Raw genomic sequence first — 26,378 nt, 5'->3', positions numbered from 1 at the left:
AGGTCTGTGTGTTCATATATTTTAATCATATCATTTTAACTATTTATATAGTATAATTTTTACTTAATCATGAGAAACAGAGGTTTTATCCTGTTTATAGCGGTAGTAGTTACCCTATTCAGTTTATTCGACCTATCTTTTTCTTTTGTATCTCGATCTGTTCAAGATAAGGCAAACGAGTATGCAATGGATGCTGAAGGTCATGTAGATTATTTCAAAAAGCAAGCTTACATCGATTCTGTTTGGAAGCTGCCAGTTTACGACTTAGGTCTTAAGCAATACACTTACGAAGAAGTAAAGAACAAAGAATTAGCTCTTGGTCTTGACCTTCAAGGTGGTATGTCAGTAACATTAGAAGTATCTCCAGTAGAAGTAATTCTTGCAATGGCAGGTCCTAATGTTGACGCTAAGTTTGAAGAAGCAATCAAAATTGCTAAAACAACAACTGCAGAAAACAGAGAATCATTCACCGCAAACTTCTTTGATGCTTTAGAAGAAGTTTCTCCAAATGTTCCTTTCGCTACATACTTCGCTTCATCTGCGAATAAAGATCGTATTTCATTCAACTCACCAAACCAAGCTGTTCAAGACTTAGTAGAGTCTGAAGTTGACGGTGCAGTAGAAAGAGCTTTTGAAATTATCCGTACTCGTATTGACAAGTTTGGTGTTACACAACCAAACATCCAACGTTTACAAGGTACTAACCGTATTTCTATCGAATTACCAGGTGTTGACAACCCACAACGTGTACGTAACTTAGTACAAGGCGTTGCAAAATTAGAGTTCTTAGAAGTATGGACTATGCAAGAGGCTCAGCCTTACATCTTCCAATTAAACCAAGAGTGGGTTAAGAAAGAAGAAGCTCGTAAGAAATTAGCAGGTGATGCTCCTACAGTTGAAAAAGCTCAAGAGAAAAAATCTAACGATTCATTATTCGAAGGTGATTCTACAGATGTTGCTTCTGCTGATTCTGCTCAAGTGGACGAGACTACAATTTCTCCAATCGTTAAAGGTTTCTCTCCTTACGGTTTAATGTTCGCTGATACTGATACAGCTGCAGTAAACAAAATGTTACGTGATACTGAAGTAATGTCAGTTGTTCCTTCAGACATGAAATTCTTATGGGGTCACAAGCCAAGAACTGTTCAAGACGGTGTTGAGGTTTATGAATTATATATTGTAAAGAAAGATCGTGAAGCAAAAATCTCTGGTGATGTAATCACAGACGCTATCCAATCTTTCGATCAAAGAGCTCAACCTGCAGTTTCTATGTCAATGAACGTAGAAGGTGCTAAGAAGTGGAAGAAAATGACTGGCCAAAACTTAGGTCGTCAAATTGCAATCGCATTAGACAATGAAGTATATACTGCTCCTGTAGTAAACTCTGAAATTGACGGTGGTCGTTCTGAAATTACTGGTAACTTCGAAATTGCTGAGGCAAAAGACTTAGCTAACGTATTAAAGGCAGGTAAACTTCCTGCTCCTACTCGTATCATCGAGGAAGTAGTAGTTGGTCCTTCATTAGGTAAAGTTGCTCAAAGCCAAGGTATGACTTCAATCTTAATTGGTCTTGGTTTAGTAATCGCATTTATGGTAGTATACTATGCGAAAGGTGGTGCTATTGCTGACGTTGCTTTGGCTGCTAACATCTTCTTTATCTTCGGTATCTTAGCTGAGCTTGGTGCAGCTTTAACTTTACCAGGTATTGCAGGTATCGTTCTTACAATTGGTATGTCGATTGACGCCAATGTACTAATCTTCGAACGTATTCGTGAAGAGCAAAGAAGCGGTAAGTCTCTATTAGAGGCAATCAATAATGGTTACGACAGAGCATTCTGGACAATCTTTGATGCTAACTTAACGACATTATTAACAGGTGCATTCTTATATGTATTTGGTATGGGTCCTATCAAAGGTTTCGCAGTAACATTAATGATTGGTATTGTTTGTTCATTCTTCTCAGCTGTATTTATTTCTCGATTGATTGTTTCATCAATCACAAAGAAGAAAGGCGAAAATGCTGGCTTGAACTTCGAAACTGCTTTATCTAAAAACCTTGCAGGTCAATTAAACTTTGACTTCATGGGTAAGCGTAAAATGGCTTATATCTTCTCTGCAATTGTTATTGTTGCAGGTTTAGGTGCACTAACAGTAAACGGTCTTAACTTAGGTGTAGACTTCACTGGTGGTCGTACATATATCGTAAACTTCGATCAAGAAGTAGTTCCTTCTAAATTACAAGGAGCATTAGTAAAAGAAGTAGAAGGTAAATCTGTTGAAGTTAAAACTTACGGTAACGTAAATACTTTAAAGGTTACTACTGCTTACTTAATTTCTGATGAAACAACTGAAGCAGACGCTAAAGTACAAGCTGCAATTGTAAAAGGTATCGAAGGTTTCACTAACCTTAAATACTCTAAGCAGCAAAATGCTACTGCATCTACATTCACAATTCCTTCGACTTCTAAGGTAGGTGCTGCTATTGCAGACGATATCACAGATGGTGCAGAAGAAGCAGTATTATTCTCATTAACTGGTATCTTCTTATACATCTGGTTACGTTTCCGTAAGTGGAACTTCGGTGCAGGTGCAATCATCGCCTTATTCCACGATACATTAGTAGTATTTGGTGCGTTCGGTATTGCTAACTTATTAGGTGCTGGTTTCGAATTAGACCAAGTATTTATTGCTGCCATCCTTACTGTAATTGGTTATTCAATTAACGATACCGTGGTAGTATTTGACCGTGTTCGTGAAGAAACTGATGGTGCTGCAGAAGGTTCTAGCATGGTTAGCGTGATGAACAAAGCGATTAATGGTACATTAAACCGTACTATCATTACTTCATTAACTACTTTATTAGTAATCGCTGTATTATTAATCTTCGGTGGTGAAGCATTAAGAGGATTCTCATTCTCATTATTGATCGGTATCATGGTAGGTACTTATTCTTCGATCTTCATTGCTGCTCCAGTAGTATTTGATACTTCTAAAAGCAAAATCGAAAAGAAAGAAACAGCTACTGCATAGTTTAGACTAGTTTAGCTGAAAATATAAAAGGCCATTCTGCTTAGCGGAATGGCCTTTCTTTTTTAATTAATTACTACTTTATCTAAAACAAAACCAATAAAGAAACTAATTAGTAACATAATTACTAATTTACTAATCTTTGGATTTTTTATACCAAAAAGTTGAGATAAAAACCTAGACTTTTGTGTCATCAATCATCAAAACAATACACACAAATAATTATCTCAATAAAAAATGAAAAATCTATTCATCACAATTATTGTCTTTTTAGGCATTTTCAATCAATCATTTGCACAAAATAATTATCCGGCTAGAACAGAAGCAGATATCGATTCATTAGACTATTTATTTCCTGCAATGGGATCAAAAATTAAGAAGATGGGACACTCTGTACCGATGCCTACAGGTTTAATGTTTAATTATGTATACCAACAATCAAATATTAGATTAGAAGACTTTAAAATGGGTACAGACCCTAATAATTTACACAATATGGATTTCGTTGGGTTCTCCCCTGCCCATTCAGAAACTATGGCCTATAATGTAAGGCTTGATTTATGGTTATTACCTTTTTTAAATGTCTATGGTAATTATGCTTATTCTACTTCAGAAGGATCTGTACAAATTACTGACCCGTTGAATTTTCCCGTAAATACAACACCTGAAACACAATCTTATGGCTTTGGTTTTACTACTGCTTATGGTTGGAATGATTGGTTTATGGCTGCCAACTTTAACTTTACATGGTCAGATAACCAAGCATTAGAAACCATGACTAAGTCTCAGATTATTTCAGTTCGTTTTGGCCGAAACTTTAAAGTAGGGAAAAATGGACATATCGCTCCATCTGTGGGTGTACAATATCAACATATGTCTCCTTATTCATTGGGATCCATCAAAACTTCAAAAATTAAAGATTTCCTTAATAATGATGTTGTTCAAGATGCCAAACAAAACCTTAGAAATAAATACGACGAATGGTATGATGGTTTAAGTCGTCCGGAGAAGAAAATCGTATCTGAAGCTATTGATGCAGTTCAGAATAAAGTCGGAGAACACCAGATGCCTGAAAAGCTTTATTATTCATTCAATAAATACAAAATGAGCAATTTTGCAGCTATCGTTGGTGTATCATATTTCTATAAAAACAGACATATGTTTAGAGCAGAAACAGCTGTGGGTTATGGTTACGTAAATGCAGTATTTTCTTATAACTACAGATTTGGCTTGTACAAAAGAAGAGAAAAAAGATTAAGTAATCATTTAAAAAATATATTCTAAAATAGATGAATGACTACGCTATTTATTTCACCTTAATCGGAATACTAAATTATCGATCAAGTTCTTTGATTAAGAAATTCAAAAAGTTACAACACATAAAGTCCAAAAGGAGATAAATGAAATATAGAACAAGTAACAATTCGTATCCAATTGCGATTGTTACTTGTTTTATCACTTGATCATATTAATGTTAAAGCACAATTTGATAGAGATCAGTTATTTTAACTTAGGATCACTTACTATACATTAAGTATACTATAGCTATACAATAATTAGAATCTACTTTGATCAGGTATATCTTATATCGTTAGTGAAAATATCAAGTAGTTTAAATAATGGGTTTCCGGGACATAATATAGACGAATTTACCAATCATAAATCTTTTTCTACCAAAGAAAAAAACATGAAAACCGGACCTTTGTAACAGAGATTAAAACTTCAAATTATCACAATATTATTATGCTGCCATATGAAATTCCGTTTGGAGACTTATATGTTCCTAGACTATTAGTCTCTTTTATTCTAGGGTTAGTGTGTACACAGATACTCACCTACTTTATGAATAAATATAGAATCAGTAAATACTTCTATTATGCACCTCTAGTCTATATGTGTTTGGTCGTAACATTTACTGTATTACTAGATAGTTTATTAGGACTCTCTTAAATATTAATACTATTTCATCAATCAACGAATATCGAAAATGAAAAAGCATCAAATTCTTCTTACTGCTGCCGTTGTAGCTATAGCAATTGCAGCAGTAGCCACAAAATATTATGATTATATCGTACATCCATGGACTAGAAACGGTCAGGTGATGGCGAATATCATTCAGATAACGCCAAGGGTTTCAGGACCTATTGTAACGTTACATGTAAAAGACAATCAGTTTGTAAAAGCTGGAGATCTATTATTTGAGATAGATCCTAGAACTTTTCAAGCTGCATTAGATGAAGCTTCTGCACAATTGCAAAGTACTGGAGATAATGTCCACTCTTTAGAAGAACAAATAAGAGTCGCTAAAGCAGATGTTGATGTTGCCAAAGCAAGTGTAGATGTAGCAAAAAGTAATATTCTAGAAGTTGAAGCACAGATTCCATCCATGAAAGCTGAGTTTGATCGACAGACGAAAGGTATAAAAAATGGATCTACTTCTAAACATGACTTCGATGCTGCAAAAAGTAATTACGATGTGATTCTTGAGCAGTATAAAGCTGCCAAAGTATCATTAGAACAGTCAAAAGCCAATTTGGCTAAATCGAAAGCTGCCTTATCTGAATCTATCGCAAACTTAGGCAAGCATGGGAATAAAAACGCTCAATTTCAAGCTGCGTTAGCCAATTTACATCAAGCTGAGTTAAACTTAGAATTCACGAAAGTCGTTGCCCCTGTGGATGGATATGTTACCAACTTAAACTTACGCCTCGGAAGTAACACTGTAGCAAATCAACCGGCTTTAGCTTTGGTAGATGTCAACTCTTATTGGGTATATGGTTTCTTTAAGGAAACAGACATAAAAGATATAGATGATAACGATAGAGCTGTCGTTACTCTGATGTCTAATGGCGAATCTCCTATTGAAGGCTATGTTGAAAGTATAGGTTGGGGTATTTCTCAATCAGATGGTAGCACAGGTAATGATCTTTTACCTAGTATCAGCCCTACTTTCGATTGGATTCGACTTGCACAAAGAATTCCTGTTCGTGTTAAATTAGTCAATGTTCCAAAGCATGTAAAATTAAGAGTAGGATCAACAGCATCAGTATTAGTTAATACAGAACAAAAGTATCAAGCTGGAAACACATCAGACTTAGTAGCTTCTCCTTCACCCTTAAGATAATCGTCTACTATCATGAAAAATTTTAAATACTTTTGGGTAATAGCCTTATTATTACCCCTGACCAATTATGCCCAATCCGCCCATACGTTGGACTCAATTCCTGAAAATTGGGGTAGAGATACAACATCTATTGAAGAAGTTCAACAGGTAGCAAATTGGTGGAAAATCTTTAATGATCCGGTATTAAATGCATTGGTTGAAAAAACTGTTCAGAATAACTTAAATATTAAAATAGCCATTCAGAAAATTGAACAAGGCAGGTTGTTATATAAACAATCTCAGTCAGGTTATTACCCTTCTTTTGCTTTTAATATTTCAGCTAATACACAAAATACTCAACTTCAGGAAAACGATAAGTCTTATGCCGAACTATACAACGCAGGCATAAGCATGAACTGGGAAATTGATGTATTCGGTAGAGTAAGAAAAGGGGTAAAAGTTGCCAAATACTCTTATGAACAAGCCCAAGAAGATAAAAATGCCGTTGTGGTCAGTTTACTAAGTGAAGTGTCATCGGCTTATATCAGGTTAAGGATGTATCAAAACCAGATTATTGTTGCTGAGTCTAATATTACATCACAGCAGCAAGCATTGGATTTGGCAAGAGATCGATATCAAAACGGTATGACATCAGCCTTAGATGTCTATCAATCTGAATCGATTATCTATAACACTAAAGCCTCTATCAATACATTAAGGGCACAAGTAATTAATGAAGTCAACCTGATTCAAGTTTATATTGGTGAATACCCTCAAAACTTAAAAATGGCTCTTTTACAGTCTGCTGAGTTACCAAATATTCCTGAAAGATTACAAACGTTATTACCTGTTGATGTTGTTAGGCAAAGACCCGATATACGATCTGCAGAAAAAGCCATGATGGGAATGGTAGCTCAAGAAGAACTTGCAAAAGCTGAAATGTTACCAAGCTTAGCTATTACAGGTAATATTGGTTTTAGTTCCGTTTCTGCTGATACTTGGTTTAATAATGAATCCATGTCATATTATGTGGGGCCTACCTTAAGTTGGGATATTTTCCAAGGTATGTACAAACAACGATCAAAGCAGATAGCGAAGGTACAATTTCAAGAAGCTCAGTTGAATTATCAGAATACTATTCTTACAGCAATGAAAGAAGTTGAAAATAGTTTAACAAACATCAAAGAATATAAAGAGGCTTATGGTTGGGTAGAAAAAACGGTAGATGCTTCTAACAATGCATTTACTATTTCGATGGATCAATACCGACAAGGTATGATTGATTATCAGCCAGTATTAAACTCTCAGCAATCCTTATTGAGTGCACAAAATGAAATGGTACAGACAAAAGGAAATTTACTTGGTCAGATTATATCACTTTACCAATCACTAGGTGGTAATTGGGTAGAATAGACCTGTTTATCAGTTTTTATTTGAGTTAAAGTCGATCTTAACAGGTCGGCTTTTTGAATAGCAAAAATTTCATCATAGAATATTTATTTACCAATATTCGAAACGAACCTACCATCCAGTAACTTGAGTAACAAATATCTTTGTAGAAGATCAATTATTCATCTATTAACCTATCAACATGTCAAAAGAAAATATAAGAGAATCATTAAAAGCGGCTCTAGCTTTGGTGATTGCTTATGGAATATCTTTATCACAAAACTGGTATGACCCTGCCTGGGCTGGCTTTGCTGTAGCCATGGTGGCTATGCCAATGTTTAAGATAGAGGATTCCATAAAGAAAGCATTATTAAGATTTCTAGGAACAATTCCTGGAAGTATCGGTGGATTGATTGTGATTAGTTTGGCACCACAAAACCGATTTTTATTTATGGCCATTGTATGTATATGGATTGGCCTGTCTACCTACATGATGATCGCTGATAAAAAACACAGCTACTTTTGGAATGTCGTTGGCTTTACCATGCTCATTATCTCTACTACGGTAACTGATTCGGAAAGTACAATGTACCAACATGCTTTGTATAGAATTATGGAAAACATTACTGGTATTGTTGTATATACTGTAGTATCCTTACTGGTAGCTCCGAACTTTAAGCAAAGCAGTGCCTCGAACAGTCTAAAAAAAGTCCTTGTAGAAGTAAGTTCAATTTTTGACTACCTCAATACTCCTTTAAGTCATTCTAGTATTAGTGAAGAGTTTTATGCTAAGATTAAGTCTTTAGAATCGACGATTATAGCACTTGAAGATGAAATTGCTGGGGGCTTATTTGATGATAAAATACATTCTTCCAACAAGAAAAAGTGGAATCAAATTTTAAAAGAGGTAAAACAAATTACAGAAACTATAACAAGTATTTCAGTCATCAAGAAGGATATATACCATATCAACCAAAAGACTGAAGTAGTTAATTTCGACCCTATTTTCAAACAAGTAAAAGATAGTATTAGAAACTTGGAAGATATAATTGATGGAGAAACTGTTGAGGTAAAACCATTAGGTCAATTTGCTACTCCTAATTTTAATAAATCACTCAGTCATTTGGGGAAAGTATACCAACAAGGACTAGTTAATGAATACAATAACCTTCATCGTATAATATCAAACCTCCAAGATTCGATCACATTTATTTTTATTGAAAAAGAGAAAGAAGATAAAATTAGTATCAAGGAATATATTAGTGAATACTTTCAATCTATTTCCATCAATAGAGACTATATGAAAAGAACAATGTATGTGGTCATTGTTACCGGAAGTAGTTTTCTTATTTGGCTACTATTTAATCCTCCAGGCCATATACAATGGTATTCTTCTGCTGGAGTAAACGCTATGGCCATTGCCAACACTCCTCAAATGAAAGGAAAAGACCTGTTATGGCCTTACGTTTGGCTTTGCATTGGCCTTACGATCGTATACACTCTAATTCTTCCAGAATTTAATAGTTTTGCCGGTTTAGCATTTATCTTATTTATCTATATGTTTTTACAGCATATGTACCTTAGAGGTTTTGCCTATATAGCTGCTTCACTAGGTCTGATGATGATTGGTTTTTCAAATGGTCAGCAGTATAACTTTTATAACTTTATCAACTCTAACTTATTCGATATACTGTATGTATTTTGGGTGATTGTTATTGGTTATTTCTTAAGTTCTACCAGAGCAGAAAAACTGTTTGTTCAGAAAATTAATAGGTTCTTTAAAAGTGCCAATATCTTATTAGAAAACTCTGTAAATAACACTTCGCTTTTTAATAAAAATCTACTCCTTACTGATATAAAAACGATTCCTAAAAGTTTAGATATCATCAAAGATTCAATCGATTACCAATACTTTAACCAAGTCAAAAAAGATGAACTAGACCAACTGATCATGATGTTGTTTAGTGTATCGAAACGACTACAGTATGTGATCGAAAAAAATGAGAATAATAAATATTGTCAGAAAGACTTAGAAGACGAAGTGGCTTTACTTGTTGAAGAAATCTCTGAACAGTTGAAACTTCTATCAAAAGGGAATAAAGGAGATACAGAAGATATCTTTTCGACATTAATGATGTCTTACAAACGGATTACTACTAGTGTTAATGAAGAAGAACTCAATTCACTTAATGTACTGAGTAGTTATAGTATTTTCTATGAAGCATTGTATGGATATATACACATCAATAACTCTCTGAAAATATCTACATTGAAAGAAGAAAGGTTCTCTTAATATTAAAGCAGCAGGTCAATGATAGGTTTTGACTTGCTGCTATTTTTTTAATGACTTTTTCAGCTCTGATGGGGTAATGCCAAAGGCTTCAATAAAGCTCTTTGAAAAATGATTAATGTCTGTAAACCCATAATCGTAAGCTATCTCTGTTAAGTTCTTTTGAGACTGGACCACCTCATCTTTCGCTTTGTGAATACGCTGTTCTTTATAGTAGTTATAAACAGTCTGTCCAAATAAAAATTTATAAATCTTGTTCAATTTAACCGCACTGATTCCATAATCAATGGTCAACTTTTTAAGGTTAGGCTTTAATGATAAGTTAGCATCAATTACTTTTTTAATAGCATAAATAGACTCTATCTCATAATCAGAATATAACGTTTTCTTATCATTATTTTCTAGGGTAAAAAGAATATTCTGGAATAAAAGAAATAGCTCTTCCAGCTTTAGTTTTAGGTATTGACGTTGTAAATCTTCATGTATTACATCTACAATTTTTACTTCAAAATTTTTCTTCCAAATACCAATATGTCTGTCCCCTACATGATAGGCAAAATTATCAATGCTCTCAAGTTTATGTTGATGCTGTTCTGGGAAAGAATCTTTATTGAAATAGATAACAATTATCTTTTTAAACTCATTGGCCTTATTTAGTACCGTAAACTTTTCTGATTTTTTCATTAGAATAAATCCTCTAGGCGTACTAAACTGCAGAGACTCTTTTTCACTTTTTTGATAAATGATATTCTGAGAGAAAAACACTGCATTGTATTCGTACTTCTCATCAGTGCTAAACTTTACATAAGTGTCTTCATAAGGTTGGTATTGTGTAATGACTAACCTAAAATTTGATTTTTCTACAACAAGTACCTTTCCTATGGCTTTGTCATGATCAATAATTAGTTCGTTTTCATTTACTATCTGACCACCCAACTTATTTGATAAATATTCTAGATAGTTCTCTCCTCTTCTGTTTTCAAATTCTATTATTCTTTCCATCATTTCAAGACTTTCTAATATCTGTAGGTTTTATTCCAAAAGCTTGCTTAAAGTTTTTAGAAAAATGTTGTACATCCGTAAATCCATAATCGAATGCAATTTCAGTGAGTGTTTTATTCGTATATGTTACTTGTTCTTTTACTTCCTGAATTCTTTGTTTTTTGTAATACTGATAGATTGTCTCTCCAAAAAGGGATTTAAATACTTTTGATAGTTTACCTGTATTTATTCCAAAATCTCTGCTGAGCTGTTTTACAATTGGCTTTTCCTTTAAGTTCTTGTCTATCACATCCTTTATTGAATAGATGGTCTCTATTTCATAATCTGAAAACAACTCTTCCTTATTGGTTTCATTATAACTATAGATAAGATTATGAAAGAGAATGAAGAGTTCTTTCAGTTTAACTTGTACATATTCTTCGATGAAGTCTTCATGCAACTGTTCCCTTAAATCAAAAAAGAAACTCTTTTTCCAAGTCGCCAAGTGATAATTACCTAAGTGATATACAAAATCCTTAATACCTTCCAATCTATCACTAATTAGATTTGGTAAAAAGGATTCATTAAAATAGATATATACAATTTTTTTCTCTACTCCTTTTCTAACGAGACTTGTAAAGTTTTCTGTATTTCGTAAAATAACTAATCCATTGGGAGCATTAAAATGTATTTGTTGTTTTTCCCCACCATGATAATTAACCCATTGTGGAAAAAAAATAGCGATGTATTGATAGGTTTCATCAGGAGAGAAAGAAATCTCCAAATCCTGTTTTGTGATATATGCAGTAAGAACAGCCCTATAATTTTCTCCTTGAATTAGACCTGTTCTACCTTTTAGAGTATCATTATCAAAAGAAACCGCATGATCTCCTAGCGTAGTTCCATTAAATTTATCTGCGATATATTGTAGATAGTTCTCTCCTCTAGCACTTTCTAATATAATTTGCTTCATGACCATTTAATTAGGTTACTAATAAAAATAGTCAATTTTAGATAAAGGATACTATCTATTATTATGGTAAGAATCGCTTTAGTAGAATATGAAAATTTGTCATTCTAATAATATAAATAGAAGAACACTTTATAACCATTTAGCATCGAAAGTGAAACTGACATCAAGGCGAATAGTTGGGTAAATTGATTTCAGATCATTAAATAATGTTTCCCGAAAAACATCATGTTTTTCAATCGTATCAAACCTTAATTGTCCATCTACTTTTTCTTGTGATTCATTAAGTAAGACCACTGCTAGAACATATATTTCCCTTCCTGTTTTAGTAATCATGTGATTATAATCTGAAATTTCAGAAGGAGTATAATATTGTTTTAACACTCTATTGATGGTATGGGTAATATCTTCACTCGGAGCCATTTGTAATAATTCTTTCAATGCACCTCTAATGGTATCAAAAGGCATTTTCACTATTGACAATAATAATAATATTGTCACCAAGGGATCTACATAAGCGATAAATTCTGGATAGAAGTTTTTCAAAAAGAAAGCTACCATAAAAGAAATTCCCATTCCGGCAGTCAGTAAAGTATCAATCAGCCAGTTCGATTTTTCCACTTTTAGTATCGGAGACGACTGTTTCCTATTTTGAAAATAGAAAATAAAGTAAGTGATTATACAACCAGACAAACACAATACAAAGTAGATGAGTGAACTAGAAAAATCAATAATATTTCCTCCATGCATAAGAGAATCTATACTTTCAAAAGTACCGAATACAACAACCATTAAAATCATAAGTCCTCTAAAGAGATTAACCAATGGCTCATAACCAGAATAACCAAAAGGATGAGTCTTAGATTGAGGCTTCCGGATTAGGCGTAATACTCCCATAGACAAGAAAGACATCACTGCCAATAAGGAAGAATACATACCATCAGTCAAAATTGCTGAGGAGTGAGCTTTATATCCAAAATATAGTCCTGAGAACGCCAAAACAGCATTCATCACTAGTGACAAACGCATTAGTTTCTTTTCCATAATTGTTATTCGATTAAAGACAGCTTGGGGCTTGTATATGCATCATGGTGTAAAATATCGGTTCATAAAGACATGAACTTTCTCTTTTATTAAACGAAAGGACAAAGTGGCTTTACTTACATTTTGTGATTGATTACTACTAAAAACCTATCACTATACTTTTACTTCAAAAACATATTTATTTAAAGCTTTCAAACATTTTTTATATGTCTTAGAAGTGATTTTTTCGTCTTAAACACCTAGCAACTAAATAAATTATATGACTAAAGCTTTACAGTAATCTTATGAGACACCTTTTTTTGTGGGCCTTCTCAGTTTTATCATTTATGGTCAATGCGGCCAATGAACCAGGAAAAATTGACGATTCAGAGAAAGAAACCACTTACGTTTATATCGATAGTTACACCCAGCTGGATAGTGTATTTAAATCATATGCCTTGTCGATTGACAAAGTAAGAGGATATCAAGAAACGTTACCCATTTTTGTTCATAATATCCAACCATCTATAAAAGATGTAAACGGTCAGACTAAGATTGATAATTTTATAATGATGATTCTTTCTTCTACTTTGGAAGTTAATAATGATATTCTTTCTGAGCGAAGACAACTCAATCAGCTATTACTAAGTGGTAAGACAGAACAATCAAAAGATATTCAAGCTTTACTCAAAAAGTATAGAGCAAAGAACATTGAGGAATTAAAAGTAAAGCTATTACCGTTACCTCCTTCTTTAGTGATTGCACAAGCCATTGTGGAAAGTGGTTGGGGTACTAGTCGCTTTGCAATTGAAGGTAACGCACTTTTCGGTAAACATACCAAAAAAGGTTCTCCGAACTCTATGCCAGCAGCTGCAGCTAATATTGCTCTTCAATCTTATGAAAGTATTTATGCTGCCGTTAGTGATTATGAATTGAATATCAATACTCACCCTGCGTACAAAAAACTAAGAGACACAAGAATTCAGGCTAATAATAATAATATTCCTGTGGATGGTATTGATTTAGTCAATGCACTAAAACATTATTCAGAAACTGGTGATCGGTATATTCAAACCATTACAAAAGTCATTAGTATCTATCACCTAAATGAATTTGACCATTGTAAATTGAAAAATACTTCTGAAGTGATCGTTAAGATCAATAAGTAAATAAAAAGACCTTCTGCCAATTCAATGTCAGAAGGTCTTTTTATTAAGAAAGTTTTCCGTGGTGAGCTTTCATCATCCATTTTACTCTATACGCTAGGTAGAGCTCCAATACACCTGTATTCATTAAAGCAAAAGCCAATAAATACACTGTAAATATTTCAGAAACTAGTAGATTCATTGTTAAATAAACACCTATCATTATTTCTACTACACCGAACAGAAGTATTACATTTCGAGCATTTCCTAAATGTTCTTTTCTTGTTAATGCCCTTGTTAAATAGTCTACTCCTTTGAATAGAAAAAACAAACCTGTATAGGTCGCTAATACCAACATACTTTCCGCCTGATTCATGATTAAGTAGGCACCGATAAACATCACTACTAACCCTGAAAGGAACTCCCAAAACCATTTAATTCCACTGTGTTTAAATTCAATAGCAAAGATAGATTGTACAATCCCTGCTACAAATAAGCTTGCACTAAAAAGGATAGAAAGGGAAATAAAACTACTCAAAGGAAACGCTAATGTAAACAAGCTAAGTACGATCAATAATAGGCCTGATACCAATGGAGCAAACCAATATTTTAGAGAAGAAGTTTTCATTATAAAGATCTTTATAGAAAAAGAAGAGGCACTTTAACAAACACCTCTTCAATTATTGTTGTATTAAATTTATTTCCAGCCTTTTAGAACATCGAAACCAATACGTACACCAGCCATTACCTGAAAGTCTCCTTGATAATGTGATGTGTTAGGTTTAGAATTAACAATACCATCACCATAATAGCTATTAGCATCGTCCATATACATACCTACTACATGGAATCTGATGTTTTTGCCCTCCCATGGGTAATATTGTAAAGCAATTTCTATTTGATTGATATTAGCATCGTATACTGCCTCTCCATCAGCAACCGTCATGGTAGGTTGATCGAAACGAACGTTGTTATAAATATATTTTACATAGGGTTTCCAGTGTTTACCATTGTACATCACTTTAATTGGCATTGACTGATATAAAGCATCATCTTGGAAATTTGGCATGTTCTTCGACATCGCGTAGTCAGTGTCAATGATAAAGTCTCCGAATGTCCACTGTAGACCCACATTGGCTGAGAATGGCGTACTTGTATTTAAATCATCTTTATCATCGATAACTGTAAACGATGCTGTAGTTGTGATCTTGTCTTTTATAAGGTAACCATACCAATAAACGTTGTATTCAAAGTTATGCTGATCACCTAGTGAATCCGTTTCTTGAGAGTTTAAGATTTGAGCTCCAAAAGACTGTCCCGAAGTTGTCGTATACTGAGCAGTAACACCTGTTTTATATACTCCTAAGTTATATCCCATAATTGACCACATATAGACATCGTTGGGATCATAATACTGCTCCATTGTACCAACATTCATAAAGCCTTTACCTGCTTGGAAGAACCAATGCCCATTATCTGATTGGTACCAAAGGTTGGCATATTGAATATCATCAGAAATACCACTTTCTCCGATGTCTGTTGATGTTGGTGAATACAAGAAACTAAAACCAATATTTTTAGTTAGCATACCATTGATTCCAAAACGGAAATCAGAGAATTGAAATTTCTGATCCATTGCTCTAAATCCATCTGTTTGTCCGGTTTCACCATATGCTCTATAATCCATACGAGCATCTATAGTTACAGAAAGATTATTTTTAAAGAATTCTCCGTATTTAGTGTCTTTTACTGTTACAGAATCCTTGTCTGTTTTAGAATCCTGAGCCCATAGTGAGCCCAGGGTAGCAAAGAAAGCCACCAATAGAAATGTAATATTTTTTTTCATGATTAGATATCGATTAATAAAGATGAACTGTGTAAGTGAATATCAAATAGATTGTGATTGATGTTGTTGAATTGTAAGGGACAGCACACCCAAAAGGTGTACTGTACTTTATGTGCTTATTCTCCTAAATTGGTTTCTTTAATACAGAGTGTTTTGTATTTTATTTTTCCATCAACAATGTCTCTTTCAACACCGTGAATATCTTTTTCGTAACCAGGGAATGTGTTTTCGTATTTTTCTAAAATAGACAAGTAATTGTATACTGCCTTAGATGCATCGTTTAAGATTTCACCACCCATCATTACTGGAATTCCCGGAGGATAAGGTACGATCATTACTGCAGGAATCTTGTTCATCATGTCTTCCAAGTAAGTATATTCAACATTTTTACGAACCACTTGCTCATAAGCATCTGCAGGTTTCATGGTCTGTTCAGGAAGGTTTTCGAAAGCTTTCTGCATCTCTGCTAAGAAGTTATTCTCCTTGTAAAAGTGATGCATCGCGTCGCATAAATCCTTAAGACCCATACCTTGATATTTATCAGACTCTTCTAAAAGATTAGGGAATACCACCTCTAACGAAGTATTATTATCATAATCTTTTTTGAAATTCAATAACGCTGATAACAACTCTCCTTGTTTACCTTTTGAAGTACCGAAAGAGTGTAACATTAAGAAAGAATAAGTATCTGTTTTCTCAGTAACAATACCTTTATTCATTAGATAATCTGCCACAATACCTGCAGGAATACCATTTTCTGTATAAGTACCATCAGCTTCCACTCCTGGAGTTGTAAATGTCAGTTTAATCGGATCCAAAAGAATGAAGTCTTCCTCTAAATCTTCGAAACCATGCCATTTAGCATTGGGTTGCAATACCCATGCATCTTGATTTTCTGCTAACGTATTTTTAGATACGCTATCAAAAGCTTCTCCTTTGTATTCCGTTGGTTGCCACATACCAAAGAACCACTCCCCTTTTTGAAGAAATTCTTTCTGTATTCTAACCATTTTCTGACGAAGCTCTATAGCATCTAAAATGTTATCATGGCTCATCTGTACGCCATTATCATGCATCATTTTAGTAGAAACATCTAAAGAAGCAATCATTGGGTAATTTGGAGATGTTGATGCATGCATCATATACGCCTCATTGAATTCGTCTGGAACAATTGTCTCTTTATCACCATTCTTAATATGAAGCATTGAACCTTGAGAAAATGCATTCAATAACTTGTGTGTAGAATGTGAAGTAAATACTGGAGGATGTTCTTTATTTTCGTCTGGCGTCATGCCATAAAAACCATCATAGATAGGGTGGAAACGAGCGTAAGCATACCAAGCCTCATCAAAGTGTATATAGTTAACATGGTTGCCTAACTCTTTCTTAACTTTACGAACGTTATAAGCCAAACCATCATATGTTGAGTTGGTCAATGCTGACATCACAATATCTTTCCCCAATTCTTCTTCTGAAATAATTGGAGAAGCTGATTTTTTATGAAGTGATGTCATCTCAGTCATCTCAGTCATTTTCACTGGCCCAATAATACCTAAAGCATTTCTTCTTGGCATCATATACATTGGTTTGGCATTCGTAATAACCATGGCATAATTCAATGACTTATGACAATTACGATCGACTAAAGCTAAATCATCTCTTGATACTTGACTTCTCCAGATTACTTGGTTTACCGTAGAAGTACCATTCAAGATATAATAAGTTTGGTCGGAGTTAAATGTATCTGAGGCAAACTTTTCAGAGTCTCCAATTGGACCAGAATGATCCAGTAATGACCCTAAATCAGGAACAGAGATAGATAAATCTGAACGTAAAGTATTTTCACCAAAGAAGTTATAAAGTGCAGTACCGGCTGGAGACTTTTTAAAGCCTTCCCCTCCCATATGTCCTGGAGTGTGCCAAGCATACTTGTACTCATTTACATAGTTTACCAATCCTTTAAAGAATGGGCCATAGTTACTTTCTGCATATTCTTTGATTAAATGAGATAAACGACCAGCCATAAAAGTAACAGTATCATCATCTAACCAATAAAATCCATTCGTTGATTCTAAAATTTCAGTAGGTAACTCTTCTGCTGAACTTTTTTCTGCAAGAATAAAGATATTTAATCTAGGGAATCTTTTTCTCAATGCAACAACCGCTTCTAAAATTGAAGCTCTTGATGCATTCATATTAATGTCGATCAAAACTCCAGAAATATCTCTTTGACTTGCACATAAATCAACAATGTGCTCAATATTTATGGAAGGAATAACTGTAATATTATCCTTTTTTAATTGTTGTATTAATTCTCCTAATCTTTCTTTTTCAAACTCATCTTTGTGATGATCAGCTACGACTAATAAAGGCCATTCTGTTAAATTCATGATTGATAATTTTGATGAATAAGTGATGTATTTTCTATGACACAAAGGTGTCTTATTATTACTTAATTTATTGGTATATAATTACTTACAATTGGTAAAAAAACATAATTTCTCACTTGGAGTATTTTTTACTATAAGCAGCACTCATTCTATTCAAACGATGATTATTTTATCACAAATTGTAGTTTATGCCTCATTTTTATAAAAAAGTGATCAATTAGTTTTTAGCTTTTTTAAGACTCTCATCTCCAAAGATTCTAATGTCCCTTTTTAATAAAGATTCATAGAGTGGTTTAACTCCAAAAGAGCGCATCATCATGGCTGCGACCATACATACTATCCCCATAGGAAGTAATAATTGATATTGCCCTGTTAATTCCGACATAAGTATCACTCCCGTTAATGGTGCTCCAACAACAGCTGTAAAGAACCCTGCCATGCCAATAATTGCCAATTCTGCAGAGTAGGTATGCAAACCAGGAGCAATTAGGGCATATACTTTTCCTAGTGAAGCACCGATAAACAACATTGGAGAAAAAACGCCTCCAACAACACCACTACAGAAAGAGATCGTACCTCCAACCAAACGACCTATAATCAAGCTCGCTAACTCAGGAAGAGATTGTGCATCATTAAGATGATTCGCCAATAAATCCATACCTGAACTGTTATAATTAGGGTTGATTTGGAAAAGCAATGCAAAAGAAATGGCTACCACTATAAAAGTGATATATGGTACTTTTGCTTTTAGAAAGTCGAATACGCTATACCCCACTTTAATTGCATACAAAAATGCTGCACCTGTGAGACTCATAAACACTCCAAATAATACAAACGATAAATAATGTACTTGAGGAATTACTGAAATCTGATCAGCTCCCACAGGTATATCTAAAGTATCTCCTACAATAAACTGAGCGATCCAAGTACTAACAAAAGAAGCCATCATGATTCCTGTGTATGACCTAAAGTTAAACTTGAATGAAGGACGCATCTCTTCAATAACCAAAAGTACTCCCGCAATAGGTGCGTTAAAAGCAACGGCTAGTCCAGCTCCTGCTCCACAAGCTAATAAATGGTTTCTGATGTCTACTTCACTGTATTTTGATCCTTTCCAAAAGCCCGTCAACATCTCACCTATTGCTCCTCCGAGGTGTATTGTAGGCCCTTCTCTACCTACTACCATTCCTCCTAGTTGAGCCGCAATACCTCCGAAAAATTTTACAGGAACTACTTGTTTCCATTTAATTTTCCGCTTGCCTATCATTGTGCCTTCTACTTCCTGAACACCGCTTCCTCCTGCTTCTGGAGCATATTTTTTCACTAAAACATAAGAGATAAAAGTTCCTAAAGCCATAGCAATTACAACACCTGTAATGGATGAATGTGTTGCTACAAATTCTCTAAAGACATCGAGATGATTGGTTAAGTAATTGTATACTCCTCCAACGATACCGACAAGTATTCCTACGCATAAAGAAAGAACCAATAAAAGTCTCGTTTCCTTAACGGTCTCTGAATGTGATTTTAATTCCATGATGAATAATTGAGCATCTTTAATGTGTTGTTCTTTGTAATTGGTTACTTCTAAAGTGAAGTATTTAATATCTTAATATCACAAGTTTTTTGCAATACTAACTCTACTTGTGATCATCAATAATTGGTTTCTATCCGAGTATTTCACCAAATAAATAGATAAAAAAATCGACTACCTCAACAAAGAGGCAGCCGATAAACTATATCGATTAAGGTTGCTTAATCTTCTTTCACTACATAAGTATAGTATTTTACAGAACCATCTTCTTGTACTTCTTCATAAGCTCCTTGGATTTCATTATCGAAACCAGGGAATTTTTTATTTGTTTCTTGGAACATTTCGAAGTATTTGATTGTAGGCTCACATTTCTCATCATATCGTTCACCAGGAAGAATAACACCAATACCTGGAGGATAAACAAGTGCCATTGTTGCTGCAACTCTACCCGATATTTCTTCCATTGGAACATATTCCACCTCATTCTGTACGAACTTTTGGAAAGCATCATAAGGAGTCATCACTGGCGTTGGGAAATATTGCTCTTGGAACATGTCCTTTTGCAATTGATCTGCTTGCCATTTCTTTAATACATCATGCATTTCCTGACAAACCTCTTTCAATGTTCTTCCTTTGTAAAATTCAGGATGTTGAGCGGCCATTTCAGGAAGAGCTTCTTCCATCAAAGCTCCATTGTCATAAAGCTCTTTGAACTTCACCATTTCTGCTACTAACGTAGAAATTTTTGTACGTTCAATAGCTGGTGTCAATAAGAATAAAATAGAGTAGAAATCTGCTTTTTCAGCAACAATACCTTTCTCTCTCATGTATTCCTTAAGAATTGGAGCAGGAATACCCATTTCAGCAAATTCACCTGATTGGCGATCTAAACCTGGTGTTAAGAACAATAATTTTGTAGGATCTTTCATCACATAGTTATCCTCTATGTCATGGTATCCATGCCATTTTGCACCTTTTTCAAATGACCAAGCCTGTTGTTCTTTAGAAAGTACTTTTGTGTCGATATCTTCCCACTTGTATTGTCCATCTTCTAAGAATTTAGAATCTTTGATGTTCACTACATCTGGAACGAATGGGTCTACAAACCATTGCTTATCAGTAGCATCATTTGTAGCGAATTCTGCTGCTAATGCTCTAACTTTCTTCGCCATCTCAATCGACATTTCTATGGCTGAATTCCATAACCATTCACCATTTTTCCCTTTCATCATTTGCGCTCCAACATCTAATGAAGCAAACATCGGATAATATGGAGAAGTAGACATGTGCATCATATATACCTCATTAAAGCGTTGGTGAGAAGCTCTTCGTTTCTGTTCTCCCAAGTGATCATCTTTCATATGAATTTGTGATGCTTGAGAAAGGCCCGCCAATTGTTTGTGTGTAGATTGTGTTACTACAATCCCTGGGTCATTGTCTTTTAATTGTTTCAACCCTAATCCAAAGTGACCCGCATATAATGGATGGAATTTCATAAATGCCCCCCAAGCTTCATCAAAGAAGATATAATCACAAAGGTGACCAATTCTATCTATGATTTCTTGAACGTTGTAGATGGTCCCATCATAAGTACAATTCTCAATGATAGCCATACGGAACGGACGTTCTTTTTTGTAAGCTTCTTTATCTTTTACTAATGGATTATTTTTGATTTGTTCGCGGATATGTTCTTCCGTTAAAGTAGATGATGCTAATGGCCCAACCATACCAAATGGATTACGGTCATCTTGCATATATACCGGAATAGCTCCAGATAACATCAAGGCTGAATGGTGATGTGACTTATGATTATTACGATCGAATAACACTAAATCACCTTTTGTAAGAATACCATTATTGACCATTTTATTGGATGTAGAAGTACCATTCAATACGAAGTAAGTACGATCTGCACCAAAGATTTCAGCAGCTTGCTTTTCCGCTTCACCGTAAGCACCCGAGTGATCAAAAATACCACCTAAATCTGGAACGAAATTAAAGTCTGAGCGAAAGAAGTTTTCTCCCATATGATCGAAAAATGCTTTACCTACTGGCGACTTTTCGTAAAAAACACCTCCATTATGACCTGGTGCTAACCACATTTCATTTCCTTTCTCAACGTAGTCTACCATACCACCGAAGAAAGGCGTTTTGATACTTTCAAGATAATCTTCCATATGCTTTTTAACGTGTTTCGCCATAAAGTCTGGTGTATCTTCTTGTAGGTATAAAGCTCCAGTAATTTCTTCAAAGATTTCGTTAGGAAGTTCAGTAATTTTTTCTGTTTCATTCAAAAGGAATATTGGAGCTTCTAATCCTCTTTCCTTTACTTTTTCTATTAAGTTCTTAGTATTTGCATCCGAATGGTCTAATAATAATAATGCGATAGAAGCATCATTTTCAATGGCCATTCTTGTTTCAAATGCATCGTTAGTTTGGATAACTTTATAACCGTAAGATTCAATATTTGCTACGATCTGAGAGATGACTTTTCCAATATAAGTATCCTTTCCTGCTTCGCTATGGAATACTAATGCTTGGTATAAATTTTTGTATTTCATGATTGATTTGATTGATGATAAAGAATAGGTTTATCTTGATTGATTACACTACAAATGTCCGTATTATAATCTTGTTTGATTGGTAAAAAAGAGAGAAGGATTAGTAAATTACTTTCTTTTATGATACTGATATGAAGTAATTTAGAAACACACTCATCTATCATAAATTAGATATATTGATGAGTGTGTCTTGTATTTATTTTGTGTGTTTGTTATCCATGTACTGACCAGTTTTAGTGAAGTAGATCACATTCTTATCTTCTCCTTTTGTGATGTAAACCATATACAATTCAGTACCTTTATTTAATTTAGTTCTTACCTTTTCGATTGTCTTTAAAACAGTCCAATCAGGGTAGTCTTTATTAATTTTATCAGTGATTGACTGAGGTAGATCTACATTTTCTAAATCTTTTTTTACCATAAGAACATCTCCATCCTTATTCATGTAAATTTTCTCTGTTCCGTCTACTGTTTTTAAAACGATCTCATAAGTATTTGAGAAAAGTCCAGTAACCGGCTTGTTCTTATAAACTACTTTAAAATCTTCTTGTAATAATGTTGATGGCATAACAGTAATTTGATCAATATAAAAATCTGAATAGTCTTCTTCGATTTCTTCCACCAAGTTTACTGGAATTTCTTCTTCACCAATTTGTTCAACTTTTAATACTGCTTTCTGAGCAAAAGTAACGTTGGCAAATAAGAATAGGCCAAATGCTAAAGATGATTTAAGTTTCATGTTTTTTTGATTTTAATATTTTGTGTAATGTGAAAATAGGATGGTGTGTAAAGAATAATTATTGTTTATTTCAACACCGTAATTAGTATATATAACGACGTTCATTTTGATAGCTCTGTAAATTTTTAATCGGTTTATATAAAAAAACAACCAATTGATTTTCAGTGATTATAAATCGTATACAAAAAAAATAACCACTCCTTAATTAATAGAAGTGGTTATCATATATATTCTTTATACTTATGTGATTAGAAAGAAACTGCACCTGTAGAAATCATGTAGATAGCTACAATTGCTAATAACATAATTGCAATTTCAATTACTCTTTCACCTTTAGTGTATATTTTCTTTCCAGCTTTTACTTCTTCTTTATGTGCTAATCTATAGAAAGGAATACCGATAGCATAGAAGATAGTTGCCATTAGTAAGTAGCTCATACCTGCAGCGTATACTAACCATAAGCAGTATAATGTGGTAATTGCTCCCACAGCAATAGCTAAAGTACGTTTTTTACTATTAGCAAGAATTTCTTTTGACTTAGCTCCCTTAAATAGATACATCGCACTAAGAAGGTATGAAGGTAAAATCATTACCCCGGCAATATCAATTGCAGCCAGATAAACATCTTGTGCAAAAATGACAGAGAACATACCAATTTGCATAATGATTGAAGAAATATATAGTGCAGTTGTAGGTGCTCCATTACCATTTTCTTTTACGAATAACTTAGGAAGCACACCATCTTTTGCAGCATCATGAGGAACTTCTGCGACCAAGATAGTCCACGCTAACCATGCACCAGTTACTGAGATAATCACAGCAACATTTACAAATGTAAGTCCCCAATGTCCAACTGCAGCCTCTAATAAAGCTCCCGATGAAGGATCTGCTAATTTAGCCAGTTCCGGCTGTTGCATGATACCAAATGCAAGAACAGAAATAATTACATACATAGATAATGCTGCTAAAAAACCAATAACTGTTGCCTTACCTACATCTGAAGACTTCTTCGCTTTTGATCCAATAACTACCGCTCCCTCAATACCGATAAAGCACCATAACGTTACAAGCATAGTAGACTTAATCTGAGATCCTAAACCATCTAGGTGATATGCATTACCCCAGAAATCTTTTGTTAAAAGGTCATATTTGAAAGAAACGATCAGAATACCAATCACAATCACTAATCCTGCAAATTTTGCTACTGTTGAGATCGTGTTCAAGAAAGATGTTTTACCAGTTCCTAAGAAAGATATAAAGTTCATGAACCAGATCATACCAGATCCTAATGCGATAGTTTGCCAACCATGTTTTAATAAAACTGGAAAGAAAACACCTAATGCATCGTTTAACATTACTGCAAAAGCTACGTTACCTAATGCTGCAGAAATCCAATATCCCCAAGCTGAATTAAAACCTACATAACGGCCAAAACCAGCTTTTGCATAACCATAAATACCTGAAGTAATATCTGATCGTTCTTCGGATAACGTTTTGAAAGTATACACTAAAAGGCCTACTCCAATACCTGATATAATCCATGATAATATTACTGCTCCTAATGAGGCACTTGCTGCCATATTTTGTGGTATATTAAAAATACCTCCTCCAATCATTGAACCAAATACAATGGCTACAAGACCGGCTAACCCTACTTTTGTAGATTTGTTTTCCATAATTTTGTTGATGAATATGTATTATTGATGATTAATTATTTCATAGAATGTCTCTATACAAAACGAGTTCTATGCTATCTTAAAATGTTGAGAATTAACTCTTCTCTATAAAGAAATGATCAAAAGTTAGATCATGAAGTCATCTTCAAATGTGTTCATGAACTCTTCAAATATCTGATCGTCTATATCTTGGTATACTGCAGCTTCCTCTTCTTTAGAATATTGAGAATCGATAAAGTCTATATCTTCAAACAACTCATTATTATCGATTAAACTTACTTCAAACTGCAGTTCTTTATGAATAAATTGATCTTGTAAATTCATAGTATATAGTATTCTGTTGTGATGATTAATTATATCACAAAGGTCCTGAATGACATATCATTTCATTGGTAAAAATTCAACGCTAATTGGTAAAAAACTGAATTAATACATTAAAAAGAATCGACGTTACTTTTTAACAATCAAAAAGACTCAGTGAAGCTGAAATAAAGTCCATGAGAGGATTGACCAAATCCCATATCAATCCCCACATTCATTCTAGGTTGTAATTCATATCGATACCCTATTCCGTAGTTTTGCATCCATTGTGTCAGTGATTTCATATTAGGTGCAATACTTCCAGCTCCTACCCACATCACAATTCCACTTTTTGTTAGTTCGCCATTTCTTTTCATAAAAGTATGACGCCATTCCACCTCAAAAAAAGCAGAGGTATTGTCTCGATATTGGCCAACGATATACCCTCTTAATCGCTTAGAACCTGCAATATCAGAAAGCATATTTATCGGCACATCACCTTGTGCATTCCTAGAATATACCCTTCCTGCGATTACATTCCCTTTACGGATAAAAGTACGGTAATAACGTAAATCCAAAGATGTTACATGAGCTTGATAATCGCTGCCTAATGCTTTTGCATAATTAATATACTTTAGATTGAAATAGATCCCTTGCCATGCATTTACAGTTATGTCTCTACTATCATAAGTGATATTTATACCTAGACCATTCATGAAGTATTGAGAGGAGAACTGGTTATAATATGGGTCGTCTAACATTACTGGATTCACATCTGTATTGTTAGCATAAAAGAAATCAAAAGATGGACCGATATAAAAGTTCTTTGTCAACTTGAACATCACATCAACAGCTACATCTACTTTAGATTCGGTATACTGTGTAGTTGAATCTGACTTATAATTGGAATCGATCTCCTGATAACCTTTACCATAATAATCCAAGGGTCTCTTATTGATATTGACATCAGAGTTGATTCTCATTTTATCTTGAAACCAGAAAGTCGTGATATTGGAATGAAGCCCTAAAGCTCCCGAAGAACTATAAAATATATTTGCAGGAATTGAAGATCTCTGAATTAACGAATCTGATTTATCGGTCTTAAAACTCAATAAGAAACCTCCAGCAACCAAAAATCCTATATCTGCAGTATACCCAGGACCAAACAAAGGTGATAACCATGGTTTTCCTACAGCAATTGCCTCCTTTTTCTTCTCTTTATGTTTCTCCAAATAGGCCTTCATTTTACTTTGGCCGCTAGATATTTGAGTAGCAAATAGTACAAGCAACAAAGAGAGAAAGTATTTACTGATAATATGATGATGTAATTTTTTCATAGCTACTTAGATCCTATACAATAGATCTATTATCTATTAAATGAAATGGAATTTGTCCTTCATTTTT

19 protein-coding genes are annotated in these 26,378 nt (G+C 34.0%); 7 read left to right on the top strand and 12 right to left on the bottom strand.

All coding sequences use genetic code 11. From position 1 onward, the window contains the following. The first annotated feature begins 69 nt into the window (after positions 1-69). From secDF to QL232_RS13670, 6 genes are all read left to right on the top strand, one after another. Positions 70-3,030 carry a protein translocase subunit SecDF gene (secDF, locus tag QL232_RS13695; RefSeq protein WP_168881678.1) on the top strand — a complete coding sequence of 987 codons (2,961 nt, stop codon included), beginning with the start codon at positions 70-72 and terminating at the stop codon, positions 3,028-3,030. A 234-nt stretch (positions 3,031-3,264) separates the two neighbouring features. Then, positions 3,265-4,311 carry an autotransporter domain-containing protein gene (locus QL232_RS13690; RefSeq protein WP_281614523.1) on the top strand — a complete coding sequence of 349 codons (1,047 nt, stop codon included), beginning with the start codon at positions 3,265-3,267 and terminating at the stop codon, positions 4,309-4,311. Between the two features lie 459 nt (positions 4,312-4,770). Then, on the top strand, positions 4,771-4,977 hold the full coding sequence (locus QL232_RS13685; RefSeq protein WP_168881680.1) for a DUF1656 domain-containing protein: 207 nt from the start codon (positions 4,771-4,773) through the stop codon (positions 4,975-4,977). Positions 4,978-5,014: 37 nt separating this feature from the next. After that, on the top strand, positions 5,015-6,151 hold the full coding sequence (locus QL232_RS13680; protein WP_281614522.1) for an HlyD family secretion protein: 1,137 nt from the start codon (positions 5,015-5,017) through the stop codon (positions 6,149-6,151). Positions 6,152-6,163: 12 nt separating this feature from the next. Beyond that, on the top strand, positions 6,164-7,543 hold the full coding sequence (locus QL232_RS13675) for a TolC family protein (protein ID WP_281614521.1): 1,380 nt from the start codon (positions 6,164-6,166) through the stop codon (positions 7,541-7,543). Positions 7,544-7,721: 178 nt separating this feature from the next. Further along, entirely contained in the window at positions 7,722-9,812 is a 2,091-nt protein-coding gene (locus QL232_RS13670) for an FUSC family protein (protein ID WP_281614520.1), read from the top strand. 39 nt (positions 9,813-9,851) lie between these two features. Here the strand turns inward: QL232_RS13670 and QL232_RS13665 are convergent, their stop codons facing one another. The 3 genes from QL232_RS13665 to QL232_RS13655 form a co-directional block, all read right to left on the bottom strand. Continuing rightward, positions 9,852-10,814 (bottom strand): helix-turn-helix domain-containing protein, encoded by a 963-nt coding sequence (locus tag QL232_RS13665; RefSeq protein WP_281614519.1) that lies wholly within the window; start codon positions 10,812-10,814, stop codon positions 9,852-9,854. Position 10,815: 1 nt separating this feature from the next. Further along, a complete protein-coding gene (locus QL232_RS13660) occupies positions 10,816-11,763 on the bottom strand; it encodes an AraC family transcriptional regulator (RefSeq protein WP_281614518.1) in 948 nt (315 codons plus the stop codon). A 129-nt stretch (positions 11,764-11,892) separates the two neighbouring features. Further along, the gene (locus QL232_RS13655; protein ID WP_281614517.1) at positions 11,893-12,804 is read right to left on the bottom strand and encodes a cation diffusion facilitator family transporter; all 912 of its coding nucleotides are present in this window, start codon (positions 12,802-12,804) and stop codon (positions 11,893-11,895) included. A 284-nt stretch (positions 12,805-13,088) separates the two neighbouring features. Between QL232_RS13655 and QL232_RS13650 the strand changes: the two genes are divergently transcribed. After that, positions 13,089-13,952: a glucosaminidase domain-containing protein gene (locus QL232_RS13650; RefSeq protein WP_281614516.1), complete on the top strand. Its 864-nt coding sequence runs from the start codon at positions 13,089-13,091 to the stop codon at positions 13,950-13,952. A 43-nt stretch (positions 13,953-13,995) separates the two neighbouring features. On the opposite strand, the gene QL232_RS13645 is transcribed toward QL232_RS13650, so the two are convergent. The 9 genes from QL232_RS13645 to QL232_RS13605 all read right to left on the bottom strand — a co-directional run bounded on the left by QL232_RS13645 (position 13,996) and on the right by QL232_RS13605 (position 26,311). Next, the gene (locus QL232_RS13645; RefSeq protein WP_168881688.1) at positions 13,996-14,556 is read right to left on the bottom strand and encodes a DUF308 domain-containing protein; all 561 of its coding nucleotides are present in this window, start codon (positions 14,554-14,556) and stop codon (positions 13,996-13,998) included. A 69-nt stretch (positions 14,557-14,625) separates the two neighbouring features. Beyond that, on the bottom strand, positions 14,626-15,774 hold the full coding sequence (locus QL232_RS13640; protein ID WP_281614515.1) for a hypothetical protein: 1,149 nt from the start codon (positions 15,772-15,774) through the stop codon (positions 14,626-14,628). A gap of 116 nt (positions 15,775-15,890) precedes the next feature. Beyond that, entirely contained in the window at positions 15,891-18,164 is a 2,274-nt protein-coding gene (locus QL232_RS13635; RefSeq protein ID WP_281614514.1) for an Orn/Lys/Arg decarboxylase N-terminal domain-containing protein, read from the bottom strand. A gap of 217 nt (positions 18,165-18,381) precedes the next feature. Then, entirely contained in the window at positions 18,382-19,701 is a 1,320-nt protein-coding gene (clcA, locus tag QL232_RS13630) for a H(+)/Cl(-) exchange transporter ClcA (RefSeq protein ID WP_281614513.1), read from the bottom strand. Between the two features lie 218 nt (positions 19,702-19,919). After that, entirely contained in the window at positions 19,920-22,259 is a 2,340-nt protein-coding gene (locus QL232_RS13625; RefSeq protein ID WP_281614512.1) for an Orn/Lys/Arg decarboxylase N-terminal domain-containing protein, read from the bottom strand. A gap of 196 nt (positions 22,260-22,455) precedes the next feature. After that, positions 22,456-22,998, bottom strand: coding sequence for a hypothetical protein (locus QL232_RS13620; RefSeq protein ID WP_168881693.1), 543 nt, complete (start codon positions 22,996-22,998; stop codon positions 22,456-22,458). 248 nt (positions 22,999-23,246) lie between these two features. Next, positions 23,247-24,674: a basic amino acid/polyamine antiporter gene (locus tag QL232_RS13615; RefSeq protein ID WP_281614511.1), complete on the bottom strand. Its 1,428-nt coding sequence runs from the start codon at positions 24,672-24,674 to the stop codon at positions 23,247-23,249. A gap of 126 nt (positions 24,675-24,800) precedes the next feature. Further along, on the bottom strand, positions 24,801-24,998 hold the full coding sequence (locus tag QL232_RS13610) for a hypothetical protein (RefSeq protein ID WP_281614510.1): 198 nt from the start codon (positions 24,996-24,998) through the stop codon (positions 24,801-24,803). A 140-nt stretch (positions 24,999-25,138) separates the two neighbouring features. Beyond that, positions 25,139-26,311 (bottom strand): BamA/TamA family outer membrane protein, encoded by a 1,173-nt coding sequence (locus tag QL232_RS13605; RefSeq protein WP_281614509.1) that lies wholly within the window; start codon positions 26,309-26,311, stop codon positions 25,139-25,141. Positions 26,312-26,378 lie beyond the last annotated feature (67 nt).

This window comes from Flammeovirga sp. SubArs3 (assembly GCF_947387565.1).
In the GTDB taxonomy this organism is placed as follows: Bacteria; Bacteroidota; Bacteroidia; order Cytophagales; family Flammeovirgaceae; genus Flammeovirga; species Flammeovirga agarivorans.
This window is presented reverse-complemented; position numbering and strand designations above follow the sequence as displayed.